This is a genomic window from Alteromonas sp. V450 (assembly GCF_001885075.1).
Taxonomy (GTDB): Bacteria; Pseudomonadota; Gammaproteobacteria; order Enterobacterales; family Alteromonadaceae; genus Alteromonas.
Window position 1 is genome coordinate 1,281,453 of sequence record NZ_MODU01000004.1, and the last position, 23,037, is coordinate 1,304,489.

General features: G+C 44.2%; 18 protein-coding genes. 8 read left to right on the forward strand and 10 right to left on the reverse strand.

All coding sequences use genetic code 11. From position 1 onward, the window contains the following. Positions 1-11: 11 nt before the first annotated feature. On the reverse strand, positions 12-1,769 hold the full coding sequence (gene ggt / locus BK026_RS05640; protein WP_083575150.1) for a gamma-glutamyltransferase: 1,758 nt from the start codon (positions 1,767-1,769) through the stop codon (positions 12-14). A gap of 29 nt (positions 1,770-1,798) precedes the next feature. After that, the gene (locus tag BK026_RS05645; protein ID WP_071814952.1) at positions 1,799-2,563 is read right to left on the reverse strand and encodes an enoyl-CoA hydratase; all 765 of its coding nucleotides are present in this window, start codon (positions 2,561-2,563) and stop codon (positions 1,799-1,801) included. Between the two features lie 112 nt (positions 2,564-2,675). Here BK026_RS05645 and rrtA point away from each other — a divergent pair, with 112 nt between their 5' ends. Further along, positions 2,676-3,260 (forward strand): rhombosortase, encoded by a 585-nt coding sequence (gene rrtA / locus BK026_RS05650; protein ID WP_071814953.1) that lies wholly within the window; start codon positions 2,676-2,678, stop codon positions 3,258-3,260. Positions 3,261-3,427: 167 nt separating this feature from the next. Here the strand turns inward: rrtA and BK026_RS05655 are convergent, their stop codons facing one another. Further along, positions 3,428-5,923: a prolyl oligopeptidase family serine peptidase gene (locus BK026_RS05655; protein ID WP_071814954.1), complete on the reverse strand. Its 2,496-nt coding sequence runs from the start codon at positions 5,921-5,923 to the stop codon at positions 3,428-3,430. A 180-nt stretch (positions 5,924-6,103) separates the two neighbouring features. Here BK026_RS05655 and BK026_RS05665 point away from each other — a divergent pair, with 180 nt between their 5' ends. Beyond that, entirely contained in the window at positions 6,104-6,658 is a 555-nt protein-coding gene (locus tag BK026_RS05665) for a glutathione peroxidase (RefSeq protein WP_071814956.1), read from the forward strand. A 168-nt stretch (positions 6,659-6,826) separates the two neighbouring features. Here the strand turns inward: BK026_RS05665 and BK026_RS05670 are convergent, their stop codons facing one another. Continuing rightward, complete coding sequence (locus BK026_RS05670; RefSeq protein ID WP_071814957.1) at positions 6,827-7,426, reverse strand: FMN-dependent NADH-azoreductase; 600 nt, start codon at positions 7,424-7,426, stop codon at positions 6,827-6,829. Positions 7,427-7,659: 233 nt separating this feature from the next. Here BK026_RS05670 and BK026_RS05675 point away from each other — a divergent pair, with 233 nt between their 5' ends. Beyond that, on the forward strand, positions 7,660-10,122 hold the full coding sequence (locus BK026_RS05675) for a CHRD domain-containing protein (RefSeq protein ID WP_071814958.1): 2,463 nt from the start codon (positions 7,660-7,662) through the stop codon (positions 10,120-10,122). A gap of 75 nt (positions 10,123-10,197) precedes the next feature. On the opposite strand, the gene BK026_RS05680 is transcribed toward BK026_RS05675, so the two are convergent. Together BK026_RS05680 and BK026_RS05685 are read right to left on the reverse strand one after the other, a co-directional pair. Further along, positions 10,198-11,439, reverse strand: coding sequence for a cystathionine gamma-synthase family protein (locus BK026_RS05680; RefSeq protein ID WP_071817511.1), 1,242 nt, complete (start codon positions 11,437-11,439; stop codon positions 10,198-10,200). A gap of 97 nt (positions 11,440-11,536) precedes the next feature. Further along, a complete protein-coding gene (locus BK026_RS05685) occupies positions 11,537-12,172 on the reverse strand; it encodes a 1-acyl-sn-glycerol-3-phosphate acyltransferase (protein ID WP_071814959.1) in 636 nt (211 codons plus the stop codon). Positions 12,173-12,796: 624 nt separating this feature from the next. Here BK026_RS05685 and BK026_RS05690 point away from each other — a divergent pair. From BK026_RS05690 to BK026_RS05705, 4 genes are all read left to right on the forward strand, one after another. Next, a complete protein-coding gene (locus tag BK026_RS05690; RefSeq protein ID WP_071814960.1) occupies positions 12,797-13,579 on the forward strand; it encodes an NRDE family protein in 783 nt (260 codons plus the stop codon). A gap of 147 nt (positions 13,580-13,726) precedes the next feature. Further along, positions 13,727-14,917, forward strand: coding sequence for an amino acid aminotransferase (locus tag BK026_RS05695; protein ID WP_071814961.1), 1,191 nt, complete (start codon positions 13,727-13,729; stop codon positions 14,915-14,917). A 423-nt stretch (positions 14,918-15,340) separates the two neighbouring features. Then, complete coding sequence (locus BK026_RS05700) at positions 15,341-17,506, forward strand: S46 family peptidase (RefSeq protein WP_071814962.1); 2,166 nt, start codon at positions 15,341-15,343, stop codon at positions 17,504-17,506. Positions 17,507-17,571: 65 nt separating this feature from the next. After that, a complete protein-coding gene (locus tag BK026_RS05705) occupies positions 17,572-17,826 on the forward strand; it encodes a hypothetical protein (protein ID WP_071814963.1) in 255 nt (84 codons plus the stop codon). 26 nt (positions 17,827-17,852) lie between these two features. Here BK026_RS05705 and BK026_RS05710 read toward each other — a convergent pair whose 3' ends face one another. The 4 genes from BK026_RS05710 to BK026_RS05725 form a co-directional block, all read right to left on the reverse strand. Beyond that, on the reverse strand, positions 17,853-18,341 hold the full coding sequence (locus BK026_RS05710; protein ID WP_071814964.1) for a YaiI/YqxD family protein: 489 nt from the start codon (positions 18,339-18,341) through the stop codon (positions 17,853-17,855). Positions 18,342-18,366: 25 nt separating this feature from the next. After that, positions 18,367-19,131 (reverse strand): SDR family oxidoreductase, encoded by a 765-nt coding sequence (locus tag BK026_RS05715; RefSeq protein WP_218163403.1) that lies wholly within the window; start codon positions 19,129-19,131, stop codon positions 18,367-18,369. Positions 19,132-19,206: 75 nt separating this feature from the next. Beyond that, a complete protein-coding gene (locus BK026_RS05720) occupies positions 19,207-19,974 on the reverse strand; it encodes an SDR family NAD(P)-dependent oxidoreductase (protein WP_071814966.1) in 768 nt (255 codons plus the stop codon). 76 nt (positions 19,975-20,050) lie between these two features. After that, on the reverse strand, positions 20,051-21,853 hold the full coding sequence (locus BK026_RS05725) for an acyl-CoA dehydrogenase (RefSeq protein ID WP_071814967.1): 1,803 nt from the start codon (positions 21,851-21,853) through the stop codon (positions 20,051-20,053). 142 nt (positions 21,854-21,995) lie between these two features. On the opposite strand from BK026_RS05725, the gene BK026_RS05730 reads away from it, so the two are divergent. Next, on the forward strand, positions 21,996-22,985 hold the full coding sequence (locus tag BK026_RS05730) for a GlxA family transcriptional regulator (protein ID WP_071814968.1): 990 nt from the start codon (positions 21,996-21,998) through the stop codon (positions 22,983-22,985). The last annotated feature ends 52 nt before the right edge of the window (positions 22,986-23,037 follow it).

The window sequence follows — 23,037 nt, forward strand, 5'->3', positions numbered from 1 at the left end:
ATTGCATGACGCTAACGCCCCACCGCTATTCCCTCACGCCGTGGATCTGCCCCACCAATCAACTTATCCGACTTAACTTGGATACCATGTAAACCACTATTTAAGTCGATAATCTTCACTTTGTGACCAAGCGCCTTTAACGGTTCTTCCAAAGCCGTAATCGCCGTGCCTTTCTCAAGTGCCGTGTAGTCGTTTCTGTTGGTAATTTTAGGAAGGTTGATGGCTTGTTGAACGTCCAACCCAAAATCTATTATACCAATCAACGTCTGGGCAACATAGCTAACTATACGGGAACCACCGGGAGAACCAACCACAACCTCTAGATTGCCTTTTTTATCAAATACCATCGTTGGACTCATTGCGCTTCTTGGACGTTTTCCAGATTCAACGCGGTTGGGCACAGGATAACGATTGCGTGTTGGCGAAAAAGAAAAGTCAGTTAACTGATTATTGAGCAAAAAACCATCAACCATAATACCGGAACCGAACATAAACTCGATACTTGTGGTCATTGAAACAGCGTTGCCCTCTTTATCTACAATAGAAACATGCGACGTATTGGGCAATTCGAAAGCACTCCCAATGGCAACATTCGCGTCAGCATAGGGCTTACCTGCGCGAGCTCTCTGCCAATGCTTATCTACCGCAATATTTTCTGCACGCCTTTCTAAGTAAGCGGTGTTTATCATTGCTGCGAAAGGCAGGTTGGTGAAATCACTGTCGGCGATAAACTTATCCCTGTCTGCGTAAGACATTGCACTTGCTTGAGAATATAAATGTGCAAATTCGACTGATTCTGGAGAAATCTCGCTCAAGTCAAATTTCTCTAACATTTTTAAAATTTGATATACATTAACACCACCAGAACTGGGCGGTGCCATGCCGCAAATACGCTTTTCCCTGTAAAGCCCACATACTGGCTCACGCTTGACCGGCTGATAGCTAGCTAAATCTTCAAGCGTCATACTTCCCGGATTGATTTGAGCACTATTGACAGCATCTACAATCTTTTGCGCAACCTCTCCCTTCAATAAATAATCACTGCCCTCTTCGGCTATCCCCTGTAATGTTTTTGCGAGCTTCTTATTTCTTTTAATTGTCCCCTCTTTTAACGGTTCTCCCGCAGGAAAAAAATAAGTAGCACTTGAGGGAAATTGCTTTAAACCAGGGTGATAATCGAGCGCCACAAGTTTTGCTAGTCGAGGAGAAACTTTAAAGCCTTCTTCAGCCGTTTTTATAGAGTCATCGAAAAGCGTACGCCAAGGAAGCCGACCAAATTCTGACTGTGCAAGCTCCAATGCTTTTACTGCACCAGGTACGCCAACCGATTTCCCCCCTACCACGGCATCTAACCAGCGCATTGGCTTGTTTCCCTCGATAAACCAATGCGCATTGACTGCTTTAGGCGCGGTCTCGCGGCCATCATAGGTGTGTAAAACCTTGTTTTTATTATCCCAGTAAAGAATGAATGCTCCACCACCTATACCAGATGATTGAGGCTCTACCAACGAGAGCATTGATTGAACCGCCACCGCTGCGTCTATCGCACTGCCGCCTTTTTCAATCACATTTTTACCTGCCCATGACGCGTAGGGGTTAGCCGCCACAACCATATATTCTTTTGCTTCAAAAGCCTTTTTAACCGAAAAACCGGTGGCAGCCTCAGGTTCACCCACTTCGCGCGTTTGCTTTCCAAAAGCGCCAAATGATAGAAAACTAATTAACACTAACGATAGTACTGACGTACTCATATAAGCACTGCGTCTCAAAATTACTCTTCCTCTTTTTCGAACCTGCTTCATTTAAATTTTTCTGGGTTGATAGGACGTTTATTTAAAAATGCATCAAACGCCTCTTTCGCCGCGCCTCTCCCCAATGCTTCTAAAAATATATCAAATTCCTCATTAATTTGCTGGCTGACATTGTCAGCATCGCCTTTTAGCAGAGATTTAGTTTGGCGAAGTGAGAATGAAGGTTTAGCAATTAACTTTTCAGCGGTCTGATTAACTTTTTCATCAATGGCACTTTGTTCGACTATTGCGGTTAAAAGACCAAATTGATGCGCTTCAGATGCACCGAAGGGTTCGCCTAATAAAAGCCATTCTGACGCTTTAATATGCCCAGCAATTTTCGGTAAGAGATAGCTAGATGCGTATTCGGGAACAAGCCCTAAGTTTATAAAGGGAAGTACAAACCGAGTGTCAGGTGTTGCGTAAACGAAGTCACAGTGTAAAAGCAGCGTAGTACCAATGCCTACTGCTAAACCGTGAACTTGAGCAATTACAGGAACCTCGCACGCAGCAAGGGCGCGCATGAACGCTGCCGTTTCAGGAACTTCCGCATTGTCACCTTGTTTAGCAAAATCATTGATGTCGTTTCCGGCAGTAAAGCAGTCTCCATCGCCTTTAATTATCACCGCTTTTGTCGAACCATCATTTTTAATCGCTATAAGGCTATTTGCCATATCCTGATACATTTCTCTTGTTAACGCATTTTTCTTGTCCTTGCGACTAAGCGTAATGGTAAGGCAGTGTTGGCGTATTTCAGTAATAATATGAGACATCGTGACTCCTTGAATGATGTTGTTTTTATTTTCGTCTTACTTCGGTTTTCACCCTTCAGGCAATTTCTGTATCATAGCGAGCAAATATGGAATTAAGAAATAACTAACACTGATGATATCACTGCCGTTTTCGCCTAAGTATAGCGCAGGCCCCTTACTCGTTGCGCTTTGTTCTATTATTGCGTTTTTCTTAGAACCAATGTCCGGCGATTATTTAGCCTACGACCGCTATGCCATTCAAGGCTTAGAAACATGGCGATTGTTAAGTGGAAATATCGTTCATACCAACGGTTATCATTTACTTTTAAACCTCGCAGGCCTGGTGCTTTTATGGGCATTGCACGGCGAACACTATCGCACTGGCTTGTACTTAAAAGTATTTATATGGTGCTGCCTTGGAACAAGCGCAGGGCTTTATTTCTTTTCATCAGATCTTATTTGGTATGCCGGTTTATCAGGTGCCCTGCACGGCATTTTTGCATGGGGGGCGTGTGTTGATATCAAAGAATCTATGAAGTCAGGCTGGCTGCTGCTTATTGGATTGGCATTAAAAGTGGGGTACGAACAACGAGAAGGAAGCAGTGAACAAGTTGCAAATCTCATTGATGCTAACGTTGCCATAGACGCCCATTTATTTGGTGCTTTGACTGGGGTAGTCATTTTTATGCTCATGTTCATAACCGCAAAACGCAATTAACTTTTTCCGCCTTTATTAGTTTAGTATCCGCTACTTCTGCCTTATACCAGTCACGCTTTACACAAAAGCCCAAATGTGATTTGGGCTTTTGTGGTTTTAGCGTAACCAACACTTCATGCTCATTGTGCATGTCGCACATTGCATGTCGCACATTACGCGTTTATTTTTTACAAGTTTTCCTCAAACAACTTATAAATTCTACGGTATTCATCGAGCCATGAACTAGGCTGTACGAAACCATGCGGCTCTACCGGATAAATAGCTGTTTCAAAATCTTCTTTTTCCAGTTCGATTAGGCGCTGAACAAGTCTTACCGTATCGTGGAAAAACACATTGTCATCAACCATTGGTGCGTTAATAAGCAATGGTTTCTCCAGCCCTTCTGCGAAATAGATTGGCGAGCTACGCTCATAAGCGATTGGGTCAATATTTGGAGTATTCAATATATTTGCTGTGTACGGCGTGTTGTAGTGTGCCCAGTCAGTCACCGGACGAAGTGCAGCTCCAGCTGCGAATAAATCCGGAGCAGTAAACATGGACATGAAGGTCAAAAAGCCTCCGTATGAGCCACCATAGGTACCTATGCGGTTTCGGTCTACATTCGCATTTTCAACTAACCAATTCACACCGTCGCGCAAATCTTGTACCTCAGGGGTGCCCATTTGACGGTAGATAGCGGTGCGCCAGTCACGTCCATAACCAGCACTTGCTCGGTAGTCCATATCGAGTACTACGTAGCCTTGTTGTACCAGCATACTGTGGAACATATATTCCCTGAAATATCCAGACCATCCCATATGGGCGTTCTGTAAATAACCTGCACCATGATTAAACACAACGGCTTTATTCGGTGCTGACTGGTCGTAGTTCTCTGGCAAATACACACGAGCGTAAATAGGCGCTTCAGCATATGACGATTCAATGGCAACAATATTAGGGACCGCCCACGGCAGTGCGTTAAAGTCTGCACTGGTGCTTTGCGTAATTTGCGTAGCCGCTGCCGATTCATATGCTGGCTTGATGTAGAGTTCTTGTGGTTTATTTACCTTGCTATGACTTAAAAGCAAGTGTTTTCCGTCAGGGCTAAGTGAATAGTCAGTCATGCCGTTCAAGTCCGACAAAGCGTCAACGGTATTATCAGTTAAATCTGCTCGGTAAATTTCATAAAGCCCTGGATGCTCCATATTAGCTTTGAAATAGATAAACCTGTCATCACTTGAAAGCGTTAAATCATCTACGATAAAGCGGCCGCTGGTAAGTGCCAAAGGTTCCATACCTGGGGTTTGAACGTACAAATGAGAATAGCCAGTATGCTCTGACTGATAAAATAGCTTTTCACTGTCATTTAGCCAGCCAAATGCATTAAAACGATAGTTCACCCATGCGTCGTCATGCAGCCTGTGTTGGTTGTTCAATTTCTTGTTCGCCAAGTCAACGGTAGCAATCCAGCGATCTTTGTTATCCCACGCTTCAAGCATCACCGCAACAGCATTGCCGTTTTTATGCCAGCGTATCGACGGCTTAGTCCAGTACCAGCTTTGCAACAGAGTAATGTCTCGGGGCAAGCGGTTAATTTCATAAGTCTCGCCTTTTGCCTTGGCGTTTTCTGCTTTTACATTAGCCAGCACATCATCATTATATCCGGGTAAATCGAAATATTTGAGTTCGCTTTTCTCACCCGTTTTTAAATTTAAAAGCCACAAAACATGGTTTACAGACTCTGCATCTGCCACACGTTGGCGCACTGGTTTTGCCGCAATACGGCTGTCTTCTTGAATATAATGAGGCATGATATCGCTATCATCACGGGTAGGTTTGCTTTCAGTAGTCGCGACCACAGCAAAATTGCCCGCTGGCGATACACTTATTCCAGCCAGTCTGTGTGATTTGTCAAAGTAAAAAGGCGTCGGCGCCACGCTATCGTTTTCCTTTGCCAAGGCTTGTTGCGCCTCTTCCCTATCCTGCCTATTTTTGCGCTGCAGTTTGATGTATTCAACCAGAGACTGCTGCTGCTCAGCAATGTAGTCTCTGGGCGCTTCAACTGCTTTCGGCTTGTCGTTAAACTCCCAACTCAGCAGTTCTTCACGCATGCCGTTAGACAAATTTATAGCGATGAACTTATTTGCGCTCAATGCCATTAAACGGCCATCGGTCATAAACGAAAGGGTAGATAATTTATTCCCTCCCTTCACAATGCGCACTGTTTCGCCATTATTAAACTGCACATAAACACTATCTTTGAATGAGTAGGCAACGACGCCGTCGTCTCTTACTACTCGCTCGTCATAACGATACTTGTGCAAATCTGCTAGTGGGGCTTTTACTGCATTTGCAGGGTTAGATAGTTCAGCGATGTAGACGTCTGTTAACGTGCTATTTTGTCGCTCTTTCTCAAATACAATTTTATCGCCAGTGACTGACCAGCCCATAGACGTGGGCAGTGCTCCAATCCACTGTGGATCAGCCATAATCTGCTTTAGCGTAATTTCATCGTTTTGAGTACTACTCACCGCGGCAACATCGGGGGTTACAATTTGTTGAACAGAGGCAGTGGAAGGCTCTATAGACGCCGATTTGGCAGACGGTGCGCTGGATGTACTGGCACACCCGCCTAAGGCAACCGCGACACTAGTCGCAATGAGTAAAGAAGCATATTTTTTCATTATTTTAAATCATTGTTATGTGAAAATCGTTAACATTATACGCAGAGCAGCTGCTAAAGCGCCATCGTTCATCGATAGTGCTAGTGAACCAAACGTAAAGTATCCCCGTTTATGCTTGTGGGGAAAGGGTCAATTGACCTTTAACAAAATAACAAAAATTAACGAATGAGGTGAATCACAATGAAAGCAAAAGGTATTGTACCAGTGTTACTCGCACTTAGCTTTTTCACATCAACAGGCTTTGCCAACGAGTGCCCTAGCGTGTTGAAGTTTATGAAACGTAAACTCAACTCACAGGAAACGGTTAACCTGTGTAGCGAATATGCCGGAAAAACTCTGCTTGTTGTTAACACTGCAAGCTACTGTGGGTACACGCCACAATTTGAGGGGTTAGAAGCGCTTTACAGTGACTATAAAGACAAAGACTTCGTTGTACTTGGCTTTCCGTCACACGATTTCAATCAAGAAGACAGCGATGAAGGTAAGACCGCCGAACTTTGTGAACTCACCTACGGTGTTAAGTTTCCTATGTTCGAGCCTATTTCGGTAAAAGGTGAAGACGCAGACCCAATGTATCGGATGCTTAAAACTGCCACTGGCAAAGCGCCATCTTGGAACTTTAACAAATACCTAATCGATAGTTCAGGAAAGCAAATCACCCACTACCCTAGTTCTACAAAGCCAACAGACCCTGCATTTATCGCTGACGTGGAAGCTTTGCTTAACGGCGAATAGCGCCAAGTATTTTTATATTTAATCGTAGCTGTGCCCTGAAACGCCGGACTACATTGCATAAAAAAGCCCCGCGTACTACGCGGGGCAAACAAGCACACTCAACTTGGAACACACTTTAGCCAAAACCTTATTTCCTATGTTTTCGCTAACTGCATTAATTTAGTGTGTCTAACGGTTAGTTAGTTCAATAATTTTTTCATTTGCTTTTGCAAAAGCGCTATTGGCTTGTTCTTCGCCCATGTTAAGTCCCTCAGCATAAACGAAATTTACATCGCTGATACCGATAAAATTTAAAAAATGTTTTAAATAAGGCGACTGGGTATCAAAATCAGACCCAGCGTATACGCCACCGCGAGCAGCAAACACTAGGGCTGACTTATTCTCTAATAACCCAACGGGACCAGTCTCGGTGTACTTAAATGTAATGCCCGCTCGCGCAACACGGTCGAAGTAAGCCTTAAGACTTGAAGGGATCCCAAAATTATACATTGGCACCGCCAGCACAATCTCGTCAGCCTCTTTTACCATCTCAACAATGTCATCAGATATTTTTGCGAGTGCGGCTTGTGAAGCGTTTCTTTCTGACGGTTGAGTCATCCACGCCTGCATTTCTTCACCGCTTAAGTGAGGCAATGCTAGTGAAGCAACGTCTATGCGATTTACACTTACATCGTCGCCCTCTATTCTTGATAGATAATCATCTGCAAGTTTTGATGAATTACCGTTGCTTCCATTTATACTTGAAAATAGCGCTAGAACCTTCTTCATTTCATTTTCCTCAAACTGTTAAGTTTTCTTACACACCTCTAATGTTAATCAAACTTACAAGAATAAAAATAAGAAAATTACGCAACATTTGTTCTATTTTATAGAACGATGTTGAGGAAATATGTTAAACAAAAGGTGTAATTACATTAATTTAATGTTTCTTTTATGTTGAACTTTTCGCATCGACAGGGCGTAAATCGAATGGTTATTACACTCACACGAGGATCTACCAAATGAAAAGGACCAAAGCGCTCCTTGCAAGTGCAATCTTGCCAATGTTTCTGATAGGCTGTTCCGACGACGATGACAATGTGGTTGTTGAACCAACACCTAGTCCTGAATTCGCGAACGTAAGAGTTATCCATGCGGCCTCTGACGCGCCCAGAGTAAACATTACCGCAAACGATGCCATTTTAAACAATTTAGAGAACATCGATTATCAACTTGCATCTTCTCGATTTGAAGTTGAAACAGGGTCGTACGACATAGGCGTAACCGGTATTTTACCCGATGATACCGCAGAAGTATTACAAGCCGACGTCGTGTTAGACGCTGATGTTAACTACGACATTTTTGCCGTTGGTAACGTGAGTGATGGTTCGCTGGCACTGCTTACTGTAACCAGTTCGGAAACAGCGGTTGAATCAGGAAATGCACAAGTTCAGATTGTTCATGCAGCATCAATGGCGCCAGCAGTAGATATTTATGTAACTGAACCTGGTACCGAACTTTCGTCTGAGCAACCCTTAGTAACAGCGTCGTTTACAGATGCCACCGATTTGCTTCAGGTCACAGCGGGCGAGTATCAAATTCGCATCACCGTCGCTGGCGAGACCACTGTCGTATACGATTCTGGGACAGTTTCGCTGGATAATGGTGCAGACCTGCTCATCGCTGCGACAAACAATGTAGGAGCAGGCGATTCTCCCGTCACATTGCTTGTTGCTAATGGCTCAGAAAGCTTTAAATTGTGGGACACCGATGCTGGAGCAGACATCCGTGTCGTTCATGGCATTAGCGATGCGCCAGCAGTAGACATACTCGCTAACGGTGAGTTGTTGGTTGACGGTATTCAATTCCCTCGCGCTACCGGGTATGTCAACGTACCCGAGGGCGATTATCTTATTGATGTTGTTGCAGATGCCAACAACGATATTGTTGCAGTTAACGATGCAGAGTTAACACTGGACATAGGTATGTCATATACCGCTATCGCAAACAACACGCTAGACGCTGCCGAACTTGATGTGCTGGTCGACATCCCTCGTTCTATTGCTACAGAAGCACAAGTGCGCATTATTCACGCGTCTCCTAGCGCGGGCAACGTAGATATTTACGTTACTGCCGATGGTGAAATCGACAACGTTGAACCTGTCTTTACTGATATTGCTTATTCAACTGAAGAACTGGCTGAAACAGGCTATGTAAGTCTTGTAGAGGGCGATTACGTTGTGACCGTTACGCCAACAGGTACCAAAACTGAAGCCATTGAAACGGGCATACTACGTTTAGAAAACGGTGGTATCTACACCGCGATAGCGCTTAACGGTAACGTAGAGGGCGACCTTCCTCAGCTTGCGCTACTGGATGACTTAGCACCACCTCCTCCTGCTTTCAACGCTGACATTACTTACAACGTACAACTTAGCGGTGCTCAGGAAGTGCCTGTGGTTGATACGATGTCAACTGCTACCGCGGTAGTTGAAATTGATGAAGACTTACCAGCGTTTTCTGTGAGTGTAGATGTCTCTGGCCTAACCGACGTCACAGGTGTACACGTTCATGATGGCGGGATTGGTATGAATGGTCCGGTTGCGTTCCCACTTAGCGATGCAGGAAACGGAACATATACGCTAGATGAGACTGACATCTCACCAAGCAATTTAGCAGCCCTCACTAATGGTGAATGGTACTTAAACGTCCACACAGCAGCAAATCCAAGCGGTGAAGTACGTGGTCAGATTGTTCCAGACACGACTGCAGTAGTTACATTCCCGTTAAGTGGCAATCAAGAGGTACCCGCTGTAAATACCATGGCGATGGGTTCTGGTTATGCCTTGTTTGATACCACCAACAACAATGTATCACTGGTAGCAGTAACCACAATTGAGAATGCAACGATGGCCCATATTCACAGTGGCTTCGCTGGTGAAAACGGCGGTGTTCTTGAGACCTTAGTTGAAAGTGCATCTACACCGGGTGTGTGGATGACCGATGGTACCCTTGCTTTGGATGAATCAACAGCAGCACAATTACTGGCTGGCGGTCACTATGTTAATGTGCATACCGCCGCTTTCCCTAGCGGCGAGATTCGTGGCCAAATCACGCCTAGCAATATACAAGTCTATGGCATTATCGCCAGTGGCGCTCAAGAAGTTCCGGCAGTTACAACAACAGCAAGTGGCGCTGGCGCATTCACACTAAACACATCGACAGGTGCATTATCTGGCAGCGTAACCATAACCGGCATGACCGCTAACATGGCGCATATTCACGAAGGTGTGGCGGGTGTAAACGGTGGCGTATTACTGGGTTTAACTGGTGGTAACGATGGAAAGTGGTCAGTGCCAGCAAACACAGTGCTCAGTGCCGAAGAAATGAGTGTGATGGCAGAGAGTGGTTTGTACACTAACTTTCATTCAGATGCATTCCCAAGTGGCGAAATTCGCGGTCAAATTACACTAGGTTTTAACTAATATAAAGTTGAGTAGATTGGCTTAAAAAACGAAAGGGGCTAAAGCCCCTTTCTTGTTTACATCCAGTAAGCTTAATTAAATGGTTTTTAGCGCAGCTTCAAAATCGGCAATCAAGTCTTGGGTATCTTCTATTCCAACCGATATGCGTAACATGGAATCAGAAATCCCCATTAGTTTGCGCTCTTCTGCCGTATTTTCGAAGTAAATGGTAGGTGCAACAGGCAGTGCAAGCGTGCGATTATCCCCCAAATGTGTAGCGCAAATTACCAACTTCATCTCATTTAAAAACGCGACCGGATCTGCTCCATCGACAAGATCAAAACTTAAAATAGCGCCATACCCACCATTTAAATAATCTCGCGCCATAAAATGTTGAGGGTGATCGGCAAGACCAGGATAAAACACCTTTGATACCTTTGGATGGTTAGCTAAAAACGTGGCGAGTTGCATCGCATTATGCTGGCTTCGCGATAAACGTAGCTCTAAGGTTTCCATGCCAAGTGCGATAGCCGTTGCTGACTGCGGTGCTAAAGTTGCGCCAAGATCGCGCAACCCTTTCTTTTTGATCTGGGTAATACCCCATTGTGATTTGTCTGCAACTTGATAAGCAGGCTTTAGATTGTCAAACTTCGACCAGTCAAAGTTACCAGTATCGACAACCGCGCCTCCTAATACGTTCCCATGACCCGCTATGTATTTTGTCAATGAACAGAACACGAGCGACGCATTAACGTCTGTTGCATAAAAAACAGGGGGCGGGGTCATGGTATTGTCAACCATGAACAACATGTTTTTCTCTTTACAGAATTGGCCAATGGCGTGAAGGTCAGCAACTTGAGTCACGGGGTTAGCAACTGTTTCGGTGTAAACACCTTTTGTATTTGGCTGATACGCGTCTTTTATTTGCTCGATGTCCGTTACATCGGCGTAAGTAACCTGCACACCAAAGTCTTTGATGGTTTCAAAAAAGCTTCGCGTATTGCCAAAAAGGTATTGGCTAACAATTAAATGGTCGCTTGACTTTAAAAGTGCAAATAAAGTGCTACTGATAGCTGCCATGCCAGTTGCATAACACAGGGTGCCTACCCCCCCTTCTAAATCATTGAGCATATTTTGCAGTGCAGCTACAGAAGGCGAAGAAGAACGAGAATAAACATGAGCTGCTCGTTTCCCCTGAAACGCATCAATTATGCCTTGTGCATCTTTAAACTCAAAAAGCACTGAATTAGATGTGCTGCTGTGAACACCACCATGCTCTGGGGTATTTAGCATACGATCAGAATGAACCTGACGGGTTGTGAATCCCAATTTTGTCACGGGTGAAGCTCCGAAAATAGATGTTTGCGACTGAGCCAAGTGCGCATAGGTACGTTAAACTGGTACCGGTGCGTATTTACCATTTCAACGGAAATGATTATGGCTTTGTTATGCAGTTTTTTGGATATTTTGCGCAAACATTATCATAAAATGTATAAATAGTTTGCATTTGTTCATCTATATTAGTCACTTTCTGAATAATTGGCCCAAGTACAATTACCTTTCTTTCATAGTCTAACCCTATGACTTGTAAAGGGATTTCGGCTTCTCGCGCAATGTGCAAAAACCCTGTTTTCCACGGATAAATAGGGCTACGTGTACCCTCTGGCGCCAACGCGAGAATTAATTGGTCAGCTTCTTTTATCTTATTTGCTATAGACGTGACTACCCCGTGTGCTTTGCTTCTCTGTATGGGAATGCCGCCTAACCTTTTAACAATAGCGCCTAAAGGCGGTACAAAAATGGTGTGCTTTCCGAAAAAACTAATATTCAGCCTAAATGAAAAGACCACGAATAGCCCAATAAAGAAATCCCAGTTCGATGTATGCGGCGCTACCGCAAGAATAGCTTTTTTTTGGTTAATGAGTTCGCCTTCTACACGCCAACCTCGTTTTGTAAGCACCCATGAAGCAAACCGTGACAGCCATATTGGCCATTTCCGAGCAATATGCTCCCCTACAATAACGTTAATAGCTAATTGATGATCGATGTTAGTGTGTGAAGAGTCTGTCATTATTATTTTGCTCTTGGTTACTGCGTTCAATTATTTTTAGCGCGGTTGGATTGCTATGGTTTCAATTTACAACCCGCTATAAATAAACTTCTGGCTTTGCGCTTTTTTGCACTGATTGCGAAGTTCACTAAAAGGATCACGAGGGTTAAGTCCGCAAATTTTGGCGAAGAGTAATAAAAAAAAAGTTGTAACGCAATTGTTAACAGCTTTTAAGCTGTCACAAAAGATACTCGCGAACTCAACTCCGAAGTGTCCCACCTCTTAAACCCGGTAGCCTTGCGTAATTCGTCGAATACCACTGAAGGTTGTCTTAAGCCTATACATTTTCTCAACAAGCATTTAATACCCGGTTAAATGTCGTAGTTCTGTTTACCGTTACAGCGCTTAAATCAGTACCTTTAAGTTTATCGTCGCAGTAATGGTAGTAACGTGGCCCTGAAAATTTCACAGCATGCTAACCATAGCGCGGGCTACATCAGCCGCTCTTTTCGCTGGCACTTTTCATATCAAAATATGGCGGATAATAATCCTATCTAAAAAACGATGATTAAAATTAAAGGTATCAATTAAAAAATAGGGTAAATTATTGAGCCGCTTAATTAAGAAAAGGTCTCACCGTCAGCCATGTGTATTTTATTTATTGCAAACAATATGCGAGAAGACTACCCATTAATTATTGCTGCAAATCGAGATGAGTTTTACGCTCGCCCCACTGCCCCATGTTCATTTTGGAAGGACCACCCGCATGTACTTGCTGGGCAGGATTTGGAAGCTAACGGCACATGGATGGGTGTTACACGCAACGGCAATATTGCAGCACTTACTAATGTGAGAGACCCGCACAACATCAATAAAAATGCAGTATCCCGCGGCGAATTAGTTGCTAACTGGCTAAAGCAACGCCCAGCTCAAAAGGAATATACTGAACAGTTAGCATATCTTGCTAAGCTTGAAAGTACTCGTCACCAGTACAATGGCTACAACTTACTATTTGGAAACGTAAACACACTTCGCATTTACAACAATGTAAACAATTCGACCCATACGGTTGATACCGGTGTGTATGGGTTGTCAAATGCTGATATTGCTACTCCTTGGCCAAAAGTTACTCAAGGGGTCACTGCTTTAAATGATTATGTACAGCAGCAAAGTACCATCAATTCTGACGATTTATTTGATATTTTACGCCACGACAATAAAGCAGAGGATGGCCTGCTACCCGACACGGGTATAGGCTATGAATGGGAAAAAGCATTGTCTTCAATTTTTATACAAACCGAAAAATACGGAACGCGCACGTCCACACTGCTAGTAGTCGATAAAAATAATACACTCACTTACAAAGAGCGCCGCTTCTCAGAAAGTGGCAAAAACTTAGAAACTCGTACTTTTTCTCTTTCAATTTAGCTTATTTTAGAAATGAAACTTTCGTTTACGGCTTATAAAGCAGATTAATTGAAATATTTTCAACCTTAAGGGGTCGTTTTTTCTACCATCAGTGGCATAATGCCTGCCTGCAACCTTTTGCACACCAACGTAACGTGAGGAAAAAACGTGTTTGAAGTATTACCCCATCTAGCCCCAGATCCTATTCTTGGCCTGTCAGCTGCTTTTCGTGAAGACACCAACCCAAATAAAATCGATTTAGGTGTTGGCGTATATAAAGATGAGCAAGGTAATACCCCTATTCTTACCAGTGTCGCGAAAGCACAAAAAGTACTTTTAGACACGGAAACCAGTAAAACCTATATCACGCCTCAGGGAAACCAAGGTTTCATTGACGGAATGCTATCGTTGCTTCTAGGTAAGAATAGCCCTGTTCTTTTAGCTGATCGTGTTGCTGCTGTTCAAGCACCCGGCGGTTGCGGCGCGCTGCGTATTCTTTCAGAACTACTTGCCCGTTGTAACGACAATGCGAAAGTATGGGTAAGCGATCCAACATGGGCAAACCACATTCCACTTATCGGCTCTGCAGGCCTTAAAATCGAAACCTATCCATACTTCGATAAAGCGTCAGCAAGTATTCGCTTTGACGCTATGATGGAAACCCTTCGCAAAACTGAAAAAGGCGATATCGTTCTCCTTCACGGTTGCTGTCACAACCCTACAGGTGCTGATCTTACTAATGCACAATGGGATGAAGTACTAGAAGTAGCGAAAGAGCGCGAATTCCTGCCTTTCATCGATGTGGCTTACTTGGGCTTTGGTGAAGGCTTAGAAGAAGATGCGTACGGCATGCGCTTGTTGGTAGAAAACCTACCAGAGGTTATTGTTGCAGCGTCTTGCTCCAAAAACTTTGGCCTTTACCGCGAGCGCGTTGGATTAGCAGCCATCATTACTGAAGATTCAGCTACCCGTAAAATTGCACAGGGCCAAATTCAGTCAATCGCTCGCGGAATTTATTCAATGCCACCGAGCTACGGCGGCGCGTTAGTAGACATCATCCTAGCTGACGAAGCGCTTAACAACGAGTGGGTATCTGAAGTAAATGAAATGCGCGATCGCATGAAATCACTACGCGCAATGCTTGTTCAAAACCTTCACGACAACGGTTCCCCTAAAGACTTCAGTTTTGTGAATGACCAAAAAGGGATGTTCTCATTCTTATGTATTACACCAGAGCAAGTACGCGAAGTACGCGAAAAGCACAGCGTGTACTTTGTTGATTCTAGCCGTGTGAACATTGCGGGCATCAACCAAGAGAATGTAGAAACACTAGCGAAAGCATTAGTATCGGTGCTTTAAGCCCATTTTAAATAGTTTTAAAGAACACAAAGGTAGAGTGAAAACTCTGCCTTTTTTTGTTTTTTCACTTCGTTCAACCTTATTAAAACCTGCCTCATTTCCGACGAAATCCCGTTACACTAAAATTCACAAGCCTTTTTACATTGTGTGTACCCGTATGGTAAACCTGTCTTTCAGCACTTCTATGTGCACGCGATAACATGCGGTACTCCGTATGATTTTCTTGCGATGAAATACATTTAAGTGCTTTAAACGACGCTCAGTTACACTTGTTAACAAATTTACAGTCGTAGATCCGCGCTTTTTCGTATGGAGAGCACACAATAATCGTTAAACTAACGCAATGTTGACGTTCACGTTAACTTAGTATTTATTAAGACGAGTTTATAATAATTAGGCTAACGACAAGAATAAGGAATACCAATGTCTAAAGTAAGCACACTGTGTATCACGGCTGCTCTGGTAGGCGCTGCGATGCAGGTTAACGCAAAGGAAGGCATGTTCACACCAGAACAGCTCCCTTCAATTGCAGGTGATTTAAAAGCAACAGGTTTAGCTATCCCTGCCGATAGTATCAACGATTTAACAGCGTTCCCTATGGGGGCCATTGTTTCACTAGGCGGGTGTTCTGCATCATTTGTGTCAGAAAAAGGCTTAGCTGTAACTAATCACCACTGCGCACGCGGCTCGGTACAGTACAACAGCACTCCTGAAAACAACTATCTAAAAGATGGTTTCTTAGCAAAAGAATTTGGCGAAGAACTTCCTGCAGCACCAGGAACACGTATGTATGTTACGGTGGATTTTTCTGATGTTACCGACCGAATCATTGGTGGAATAAAAGAAGACGTTCAAGGCCGTGAACGTTACGACCTTATTGCAGCGAATCGAAAAGCGCTGATCGCTGAGTGTGAATCTGAGCCAGGCTTCCGCTGTTCAGTTCCCTCTTTTTTCCAAGGTCTTGAGTACAAACTCATAAAACAAATGGAAATTCGCGATGTACGTATCGCCTATGCGCCCGCGGATTCTGTCGGAAAATACGGCGGTGATGTTGACAATTGGATGTGGCCTCGTCATACAGGCGACTTCTCTTTCTACCGCGCTTACGTTGGAAAAGACGGTAAACCCGCTGATTTTAGTAAAGACAACGTTCCGTTTGAGCCGGAACATTTCTTAAAAGTGTCTGCTGCTGGACTAAAAGACGGGGATTTTGTTATGGCGGCCGGGTATCCTGGCTCAACTAACCGTTACGCGCGTTTGTCACAAGTATCTTATACATTCGATTGGCTCTATCCCACCTACCTAGAGTTAGTTGATACATGGATTAAGACTATTGAAAGTGCATCTGAAGAAGGTAGCGATGCGCGTATAAAGTACGAATCCCTTCTGGCGGGGTTAAATAACTTCCATAAGAACACACTTGGTCAGCTATCTGGTGCAAAAAGAGTTGGCCTTGTTCCTCGTCGTGCAGAGCGTGAGAAACAACTTGCAGCTTGGTTAGACAAGAATAACAAGGGTGAATTAAAACAGGCACTTGCAGATTTGGACGCCGTAAGCGCTGAACAAATGCAAATGAACAAACAAAACTTTTGGTACAACAACTTAAATCGCGCTCAACTTTTATCGTCTGCGCAAACGTTGTATCGAAACGCGATAGAAAGGACAAAACCTGACGCTGAACGTGAAGCTGGATTCCAAGAACGTGACCAAATACGCTTGAAAGAAGGTATTGAACGTATTGAACGTCGCTACGACCCTGTAGTCGACCAAGCTGTTTGGCAAAAAATGATAAGCATGTATCTTGAACAGCCTGAAGAAAACCGTGTAGCAGCTTTTGATAAAGCGGTGGGTATTAACGGTGACACAGATAGCGCAACACTTAAGAACATACTGACGTCGTACTATGAGAATACCTCACTCACCAGCACAGAAAGTCGGTTAAAATGGCTTACCGCTAGTCAAAAAGACTTTGAAGAAAGCAGTGATCCCTTCATTCGTTTGGCGGTCGCTTTATTCGATACGGAAATGGCGATTGAAAACAAAAGCAAAGCGCTAAGTGGCAAAGCAGCGGCACTTCGTCCTAAGTACATGAGTGCTATTATTGAGTGGCAGAAATCTATGGGTAGCCTGGCTTATCCAGATGCTAACAGCACCTTACGCGTGACTTATGGCAACGTAATGGGTGGTTCACCAAAAGATGGCCTCATCTATGAACCCTTCACTCGCCTTGAAGGGATAACGGAAAAGGACACCGGTGAAACGCCATTCGATTCACCGAAAAAACAGCTTACACTAATAGAAGAAAAACAATACGGTCCGTATAAACTTGATGCTATTAACAGTGTACCTGTTAACTTCCTTACCGACTTAGATTCGACCGGTGGTAACTCAGGCTCTGCAACACTTAATGCCAATGCTGAACTGATTGGACTACTTTTCGATGGCACATTTGAAAGTGTAAACTCGGACTGGGATTTCGACCCGAAAACCACGCGGACTATTCACGTAGATAGCCGCTATATGTTGTGGGTCATGGAATATGTTGACGGTGCGACGAACCTCATTGAAGAGATGACTATAGTCAAGTAGTCATCAAAATTCAGACTAGGGCAGAGTCCATACTCTGCCCTTTTTCAATAAAAAAGGTAAGTGTTATGAAGCTACTAGTAAGGCTCGTGAGTGTCGCAGTTGCCGCATACGCTTTGTATGTTGGCGCAACAACTAACGAGTGGAAGGGAGCTATCGCTACTGTTTCTCTCTGTGCGTTGGTTGTTTTAATTTCATTTGTCACCCAGCGTGTCGGTAGCAAGCCGGGCTCACATGGTGATAGTGGTGCAGCCATTTACCCGTCAAGTATCGACTCAAGCTCATCGTGTAGTAGTGACGGTGGCGGTGGCGGTGACTGCTAAAATTCGGGTTGGATCAGAGCACTTTTTCAGTGTTTACGTACTCTGATCCCGTCATCTTGTTTGAGGGCACGGAGTCCTTGAGTTAGGAGCCGGTCTAACGCATTGGCGAAGTTTTGTTTGTCTCGTTGCGAAAAGGCTTTTGGACCACCAGTATGTTCACCGCTTGAACGCATCGTCTCCATGAAATCTCGCATACCCAATATCTGCTTTATAGACGACTTGTCGTATTCTTCACCACGGTTATTTAACGCTAACGCATTTTTCGCTAAAACATCAGCGGCTAATGGAATATCGTTGGTTATAACCAAATCGCCAGCGTTGCACTTTTCTACGATATAATCATCCGCAGCGTCAAAGCCTGAAGGTACTTGTGTTAAGGTTATATGTCTGTCCGGAGGAACAGACATGGAATGATTGGCCACCAAAGACAAAGGCAGCTTAGTTCTTCTGGCTGCCTTAAATAGTATGTCTTTGATCACTGCAGGGCACGCGTCTGCGTCAACCCAAATATGCATATTCTTGTCTCTTTAGCGTATCGTGTTATGCAAGCATACCACCATCTACCACGACTGTCGTGCCGGTCGTATAGGTTGACGCATCAGATACCAGATATAACACTGTACCAGCCATTTCATCAGGATCAGCAACACGCCCAAGCGGAATTACTTTTAACGCGTGCTTCAAAATTTGTTCATTAGTGGTTAACGCAGAAGCAAACTTTGTGTCTGTCAGACCAGGCAATAGTGCATTAACACGGATATTCAATCCACCACACTCCTTTGCAAACGACTTGGTCATACTGATAACCGCCGCTTTCGTAATAGAGTAAATCCCCTGCATATCGCCCGGCGTGACACCATTAACTGACGCCGTATTTAAAATGACACCGCCGCCCTGCTCTTTCATCATTTTTCCTGCCTCAATAGACATGAAGAAATAACCTCGAATGTTTACATCTACTGTTTTGTTATAGGCGCCTAGGTCCGTATCTAAAATATGGCCGAAATATGGATTAGCCGCTGCATTATTCACAAGTATATCCAGTTTACCGAAATCACGCTTTATAGCGTCAAATGCCTGGGTAATTTGCTCCATTTCACCCACATGACAAGCAAGTGCCGTAGCCTTTCCACCCGCATCGCGAATTGATGATGCAACCGCTTCGCAGCCATCTATTTTGCGGCTTGACACTATTACGTGGGCGCCGTATTGCGCGAGCAAACGAGCAATAGACTCTCCGATACCGCGGCTTGCTCCCGTTACTAGTGCAACTTTTCCAGTGAGATCAAATAAATTTTTCATCATCTTATCCTTAATTCTTGTTTTCAACCTGCGTTATGTTTGGTTCTAAAACGTTGGTGAGAGGTAAGAACGCGGCTACTATGCCAGCATTCCACCATCAAGCACTACCGACTGCCCCGTCATAAAAGACGACTCATCACTGCATAACCACGCAATAGCGTTAGCAATCTCTTCGGGCTTGCCCAATCGTTTCATTGGATTTGCGCCAATCAACCCTTTTTGCCCGCGTTCATCGAGTTTTGAAAGCACTCCTTGGACCATCGGTGTATCCACAAAACTTGGGCAAACCGCATTTATGCGAATGTTTGCTCGCGCATATTCTACCGCTGCTGACTTCGTTAAGCCCACTACCCCATGCTTCGATGCACTGTAGGCACTTATCATAGGCGCCGACCGTAATCCCGCTACTGAAGCAATGTTAATAATGTGCCCACCTCCCGTTGTAGTCATATGCTTAAGCGCATTCTTCATGCAATACCATACGCCAGCTAAATTGACGTGAATATTTTTCATAAACATCGCGTCGTCTACTTCTGTAAGGGGGGCTGGAAAATGGTCAATACCAGCATTATTTATGATTACATCAATTTTTTCGTGATGTGATAGCGCAGTATCGAACATAGCCTTGACTTGCGTTGGATCAGTAACATCTACCGACACCGCATATGCTTTACCGCCAGAAGCAATAATTTCTTTAGCCAAAACGTGCGCATTATTATCATTTAAATCTGCGATACCAACGATTGCACCTCTTGCGCTCAACACTCTCGCAGATGCGGCGCCTATACCTGAGCCACCGCCAGTAATAAGAATATGTTTACCTTCAACATTTGCAGCTACATTCATTAGCCCTGCTCCAATTTAGTGAACATTCGCAGCCCCTTCATCAAGTGGTCACTGCGTGTTTTTTTGGTTTTAACGATTAGAAATAACTCGCTTTAACGTTATTGCATGTCGCGTCACGAGAAGACAGGACTTCAATGTCGCGGCTAACAAGCGGCAATTCCCAATTTAAGAAGTACTCTGCCGCTGCTAATTTACCTTCATAGAAATCAGTATCCTGGCCGCTGACACCGTTAAAAAGTGCTTGTTCAGCAACATTTGCTTGGCGTAGCCAAATCCAGCTAACAACACAACTTGAAAAGATGTTCAAAAAGCAGCTCGCGTTGGTAAGAAGCACCGGCTGTTTATCAGAGCGTAGATCTGCGGCTGCTTGTTGAATTAAACCGCCAAGCTGATCGAGGTATGGTTTTAGTTTCCCAGCCAGCACTTGTGCTCTTGGCGTTTCTGCGCGCTTCATATCGGTAGTGACACGAGACAGTAACACTTGGAGACCTTTACCCTCGTGCTGCCATAGTTTTCTGCCAAGTAAATCTAACGCCTGAATACCGTTCGTCCCCTCATGAATAGGGTTTAAACGGTTATCACGCCAACATTGCTCCACTGGGTATTCTCGTGTGTAGCCAGCACCGCCCAAAATCTGAATGGCCAAATCGTTTGCTTTAGGGCCAAATTCCGAGGGCCATGCCTTGAACACTGGTGTGAGTAAATCTAAGAGTTGAGAAAGTTCAGCGCGCTTTTCACTGTCCGCTTCTGTTTCCATTTCATCAATCAACATACTGCCGTATAAACATAGCGACATTCCACCTTCACAATAGGCTTTTTGTGCAAGCAACATTCGGCGAACGTCACCATGATTGATGATCGGCGTTGGCTCGTCCTCTGGTGCAAGGCGGGGTGCAGCCCTTCCTTGAGTGCGATCTTTTGCGTAGTCTAGTGAATAACGATACCCGCGATACCCTATCATGGCAGCGCCATATCCAACGCCAATGCGCGCTTCGTTCATCATCATGAACATATAACGCAGCCCTTGGTGTGGTTCACCTATCAGATAGCCATGACAATCACCATTCTCACCAAACGTGAGCGCCGTTGACGTTGTACCTCGGTAGCCCATTTTATGGATAAGACCAGCAAGGGTAACATCGTTGCGCACGTCTGGATTGCCGTCAGCGTCAAGGCGATATTTAGGTACGGCAAACAAGGAAATGCCCTTAACGCCAGCAGGACCTCCCGGTATTTTCGCTAACACCAAATGCACAATGTTGTCCGACAACTCATGCTCGCCGCCCGAAATATAAATCTTGCTACCTTTGACTCGGTACGTACCGTCTTCTTGAGGTCTTGCTGTGGTACGAATATCGGCAAGTGACGAACCTGCGTGCGGTTCGGTTAGCGCCATAGTGCCGGTAAAGTCACCTGTTAGCATTTTGCCTAAAAACGCATTTTTAATGTTTTCTGACGCAAAATGCTTAATCACATTGGCAGCCGCTGCCGTTAAAAATGGATAAGCCGTAGAGGAAGGGTTTGCTGCTAAAAAATAGCCTGCGCAGGCATTCATGACAGTAACAGGAAGCTGCATGCCGCCATCTTCAAAATCAAAATGCCCCGCAATAAAACCCGATTCTCTATATGTATCGAACGCAATTTTTACGTCATCGATCATAGACACTTTATTGCCATCGAAAGTGGGTTCGTTTTTGTCAGCAGTCGCGTTATGGGGGAGAAACAGCTCTTCTGCCATTTTTTCCGCCATATCGATCACTGCATTGAAAGTCTCAACGTTGTGCTCTTCAAAGCGAGGTTTTTCACATAGTGCTGCGGTATTTAACACTTCGTACAGTTGAAATTGCATTTCACGGCGGGGGATCAATTGGTCAGCCATCGTGTTACTTCCTCTAAATATAGGTGTTAACACATTGTGTCATATTCGTTACTGTGCCATTATTGTCATTAATGACACATTTATGGCCATTCCTGCCATCTATTAATTTTAGTAATAAATAAAAATAAATAACATTATTTCAATGAATGAGAGACCTTTCACCGTAACTGTATTTGGGTTCGAGCAAGCGCTTGCGTCGGCTATAACCGGAGCACTCGATGTCTTTGCATTTGCCGGAGTAAGTTGGCAGCGCATTCACAGCCTACCTACTGTGCCGAAATTTAAAGTACAGCTAGCGAGTGCCCATGGTCAGCCGTTCCTTTGTTCAAATCAAGTAACACTCACACCACATATCGCCATTGAAGACGTATCTCATACCGACATTTTGTTGATCCCAACCATTGGTGGCAACATTGACGATGTATTAGCTGACGCTCAGCCACAGCTTGTTCACATAAAACGTTTACACAAAATGGGAGCGGATATAGCCGCAAACTGTACGGGCACATTTTTACTAGCAGAAACAGGTATTTTAAACGGTAAAGTCGCAACAACTCATTGGGGCTATGCTGAGAAGTTCACCGAGCAATTTCCCCATGTGTTGTTGCATCCAGAGAAAATGGTGACTGAGCAAGATGCCCTATATTGCGCCGGCGGTGGAATGGCATGGATTGACCTTTCAATTTTACTTATTGAGCGATATTGTGGTCATCAAATCGCAAGCGATACCGCAAAATCTCACGTGCTTGATTCATCCCGTACGAATCAGACGGCTTATGCCAGTAGCCGCCAAAGACGCTTTCATACCGACAAAGATATAATTTCCGTGCAAAGCTTTCTTGAAGAAAACTTTGAAAAGAAGATTTTATTGGCTGATTTAGCGCACCGTCACAACATGACTGAGCGCACCTTAATGCGAAAATTTAAAAGCGCATGTGACACAACGCCTTTACAGTATCTACAATCGTTGCGAATTGAACACGCAAGAAAACTGCTCGAAACTACGGCCCTGCCGTTAGAAAATTTAATCAACAAAGTGGGCTATGAGGACACAAGCTCATTTACGCGATTATTTAAAAAAACCACTGGCCTTTCTCCATCCCAATACCGCATAAAATTCAAACGTCATTAAGTCGCTACTCAATAGCCCATCTCATATAGTTAAAATTTGTACACTTGGTCAA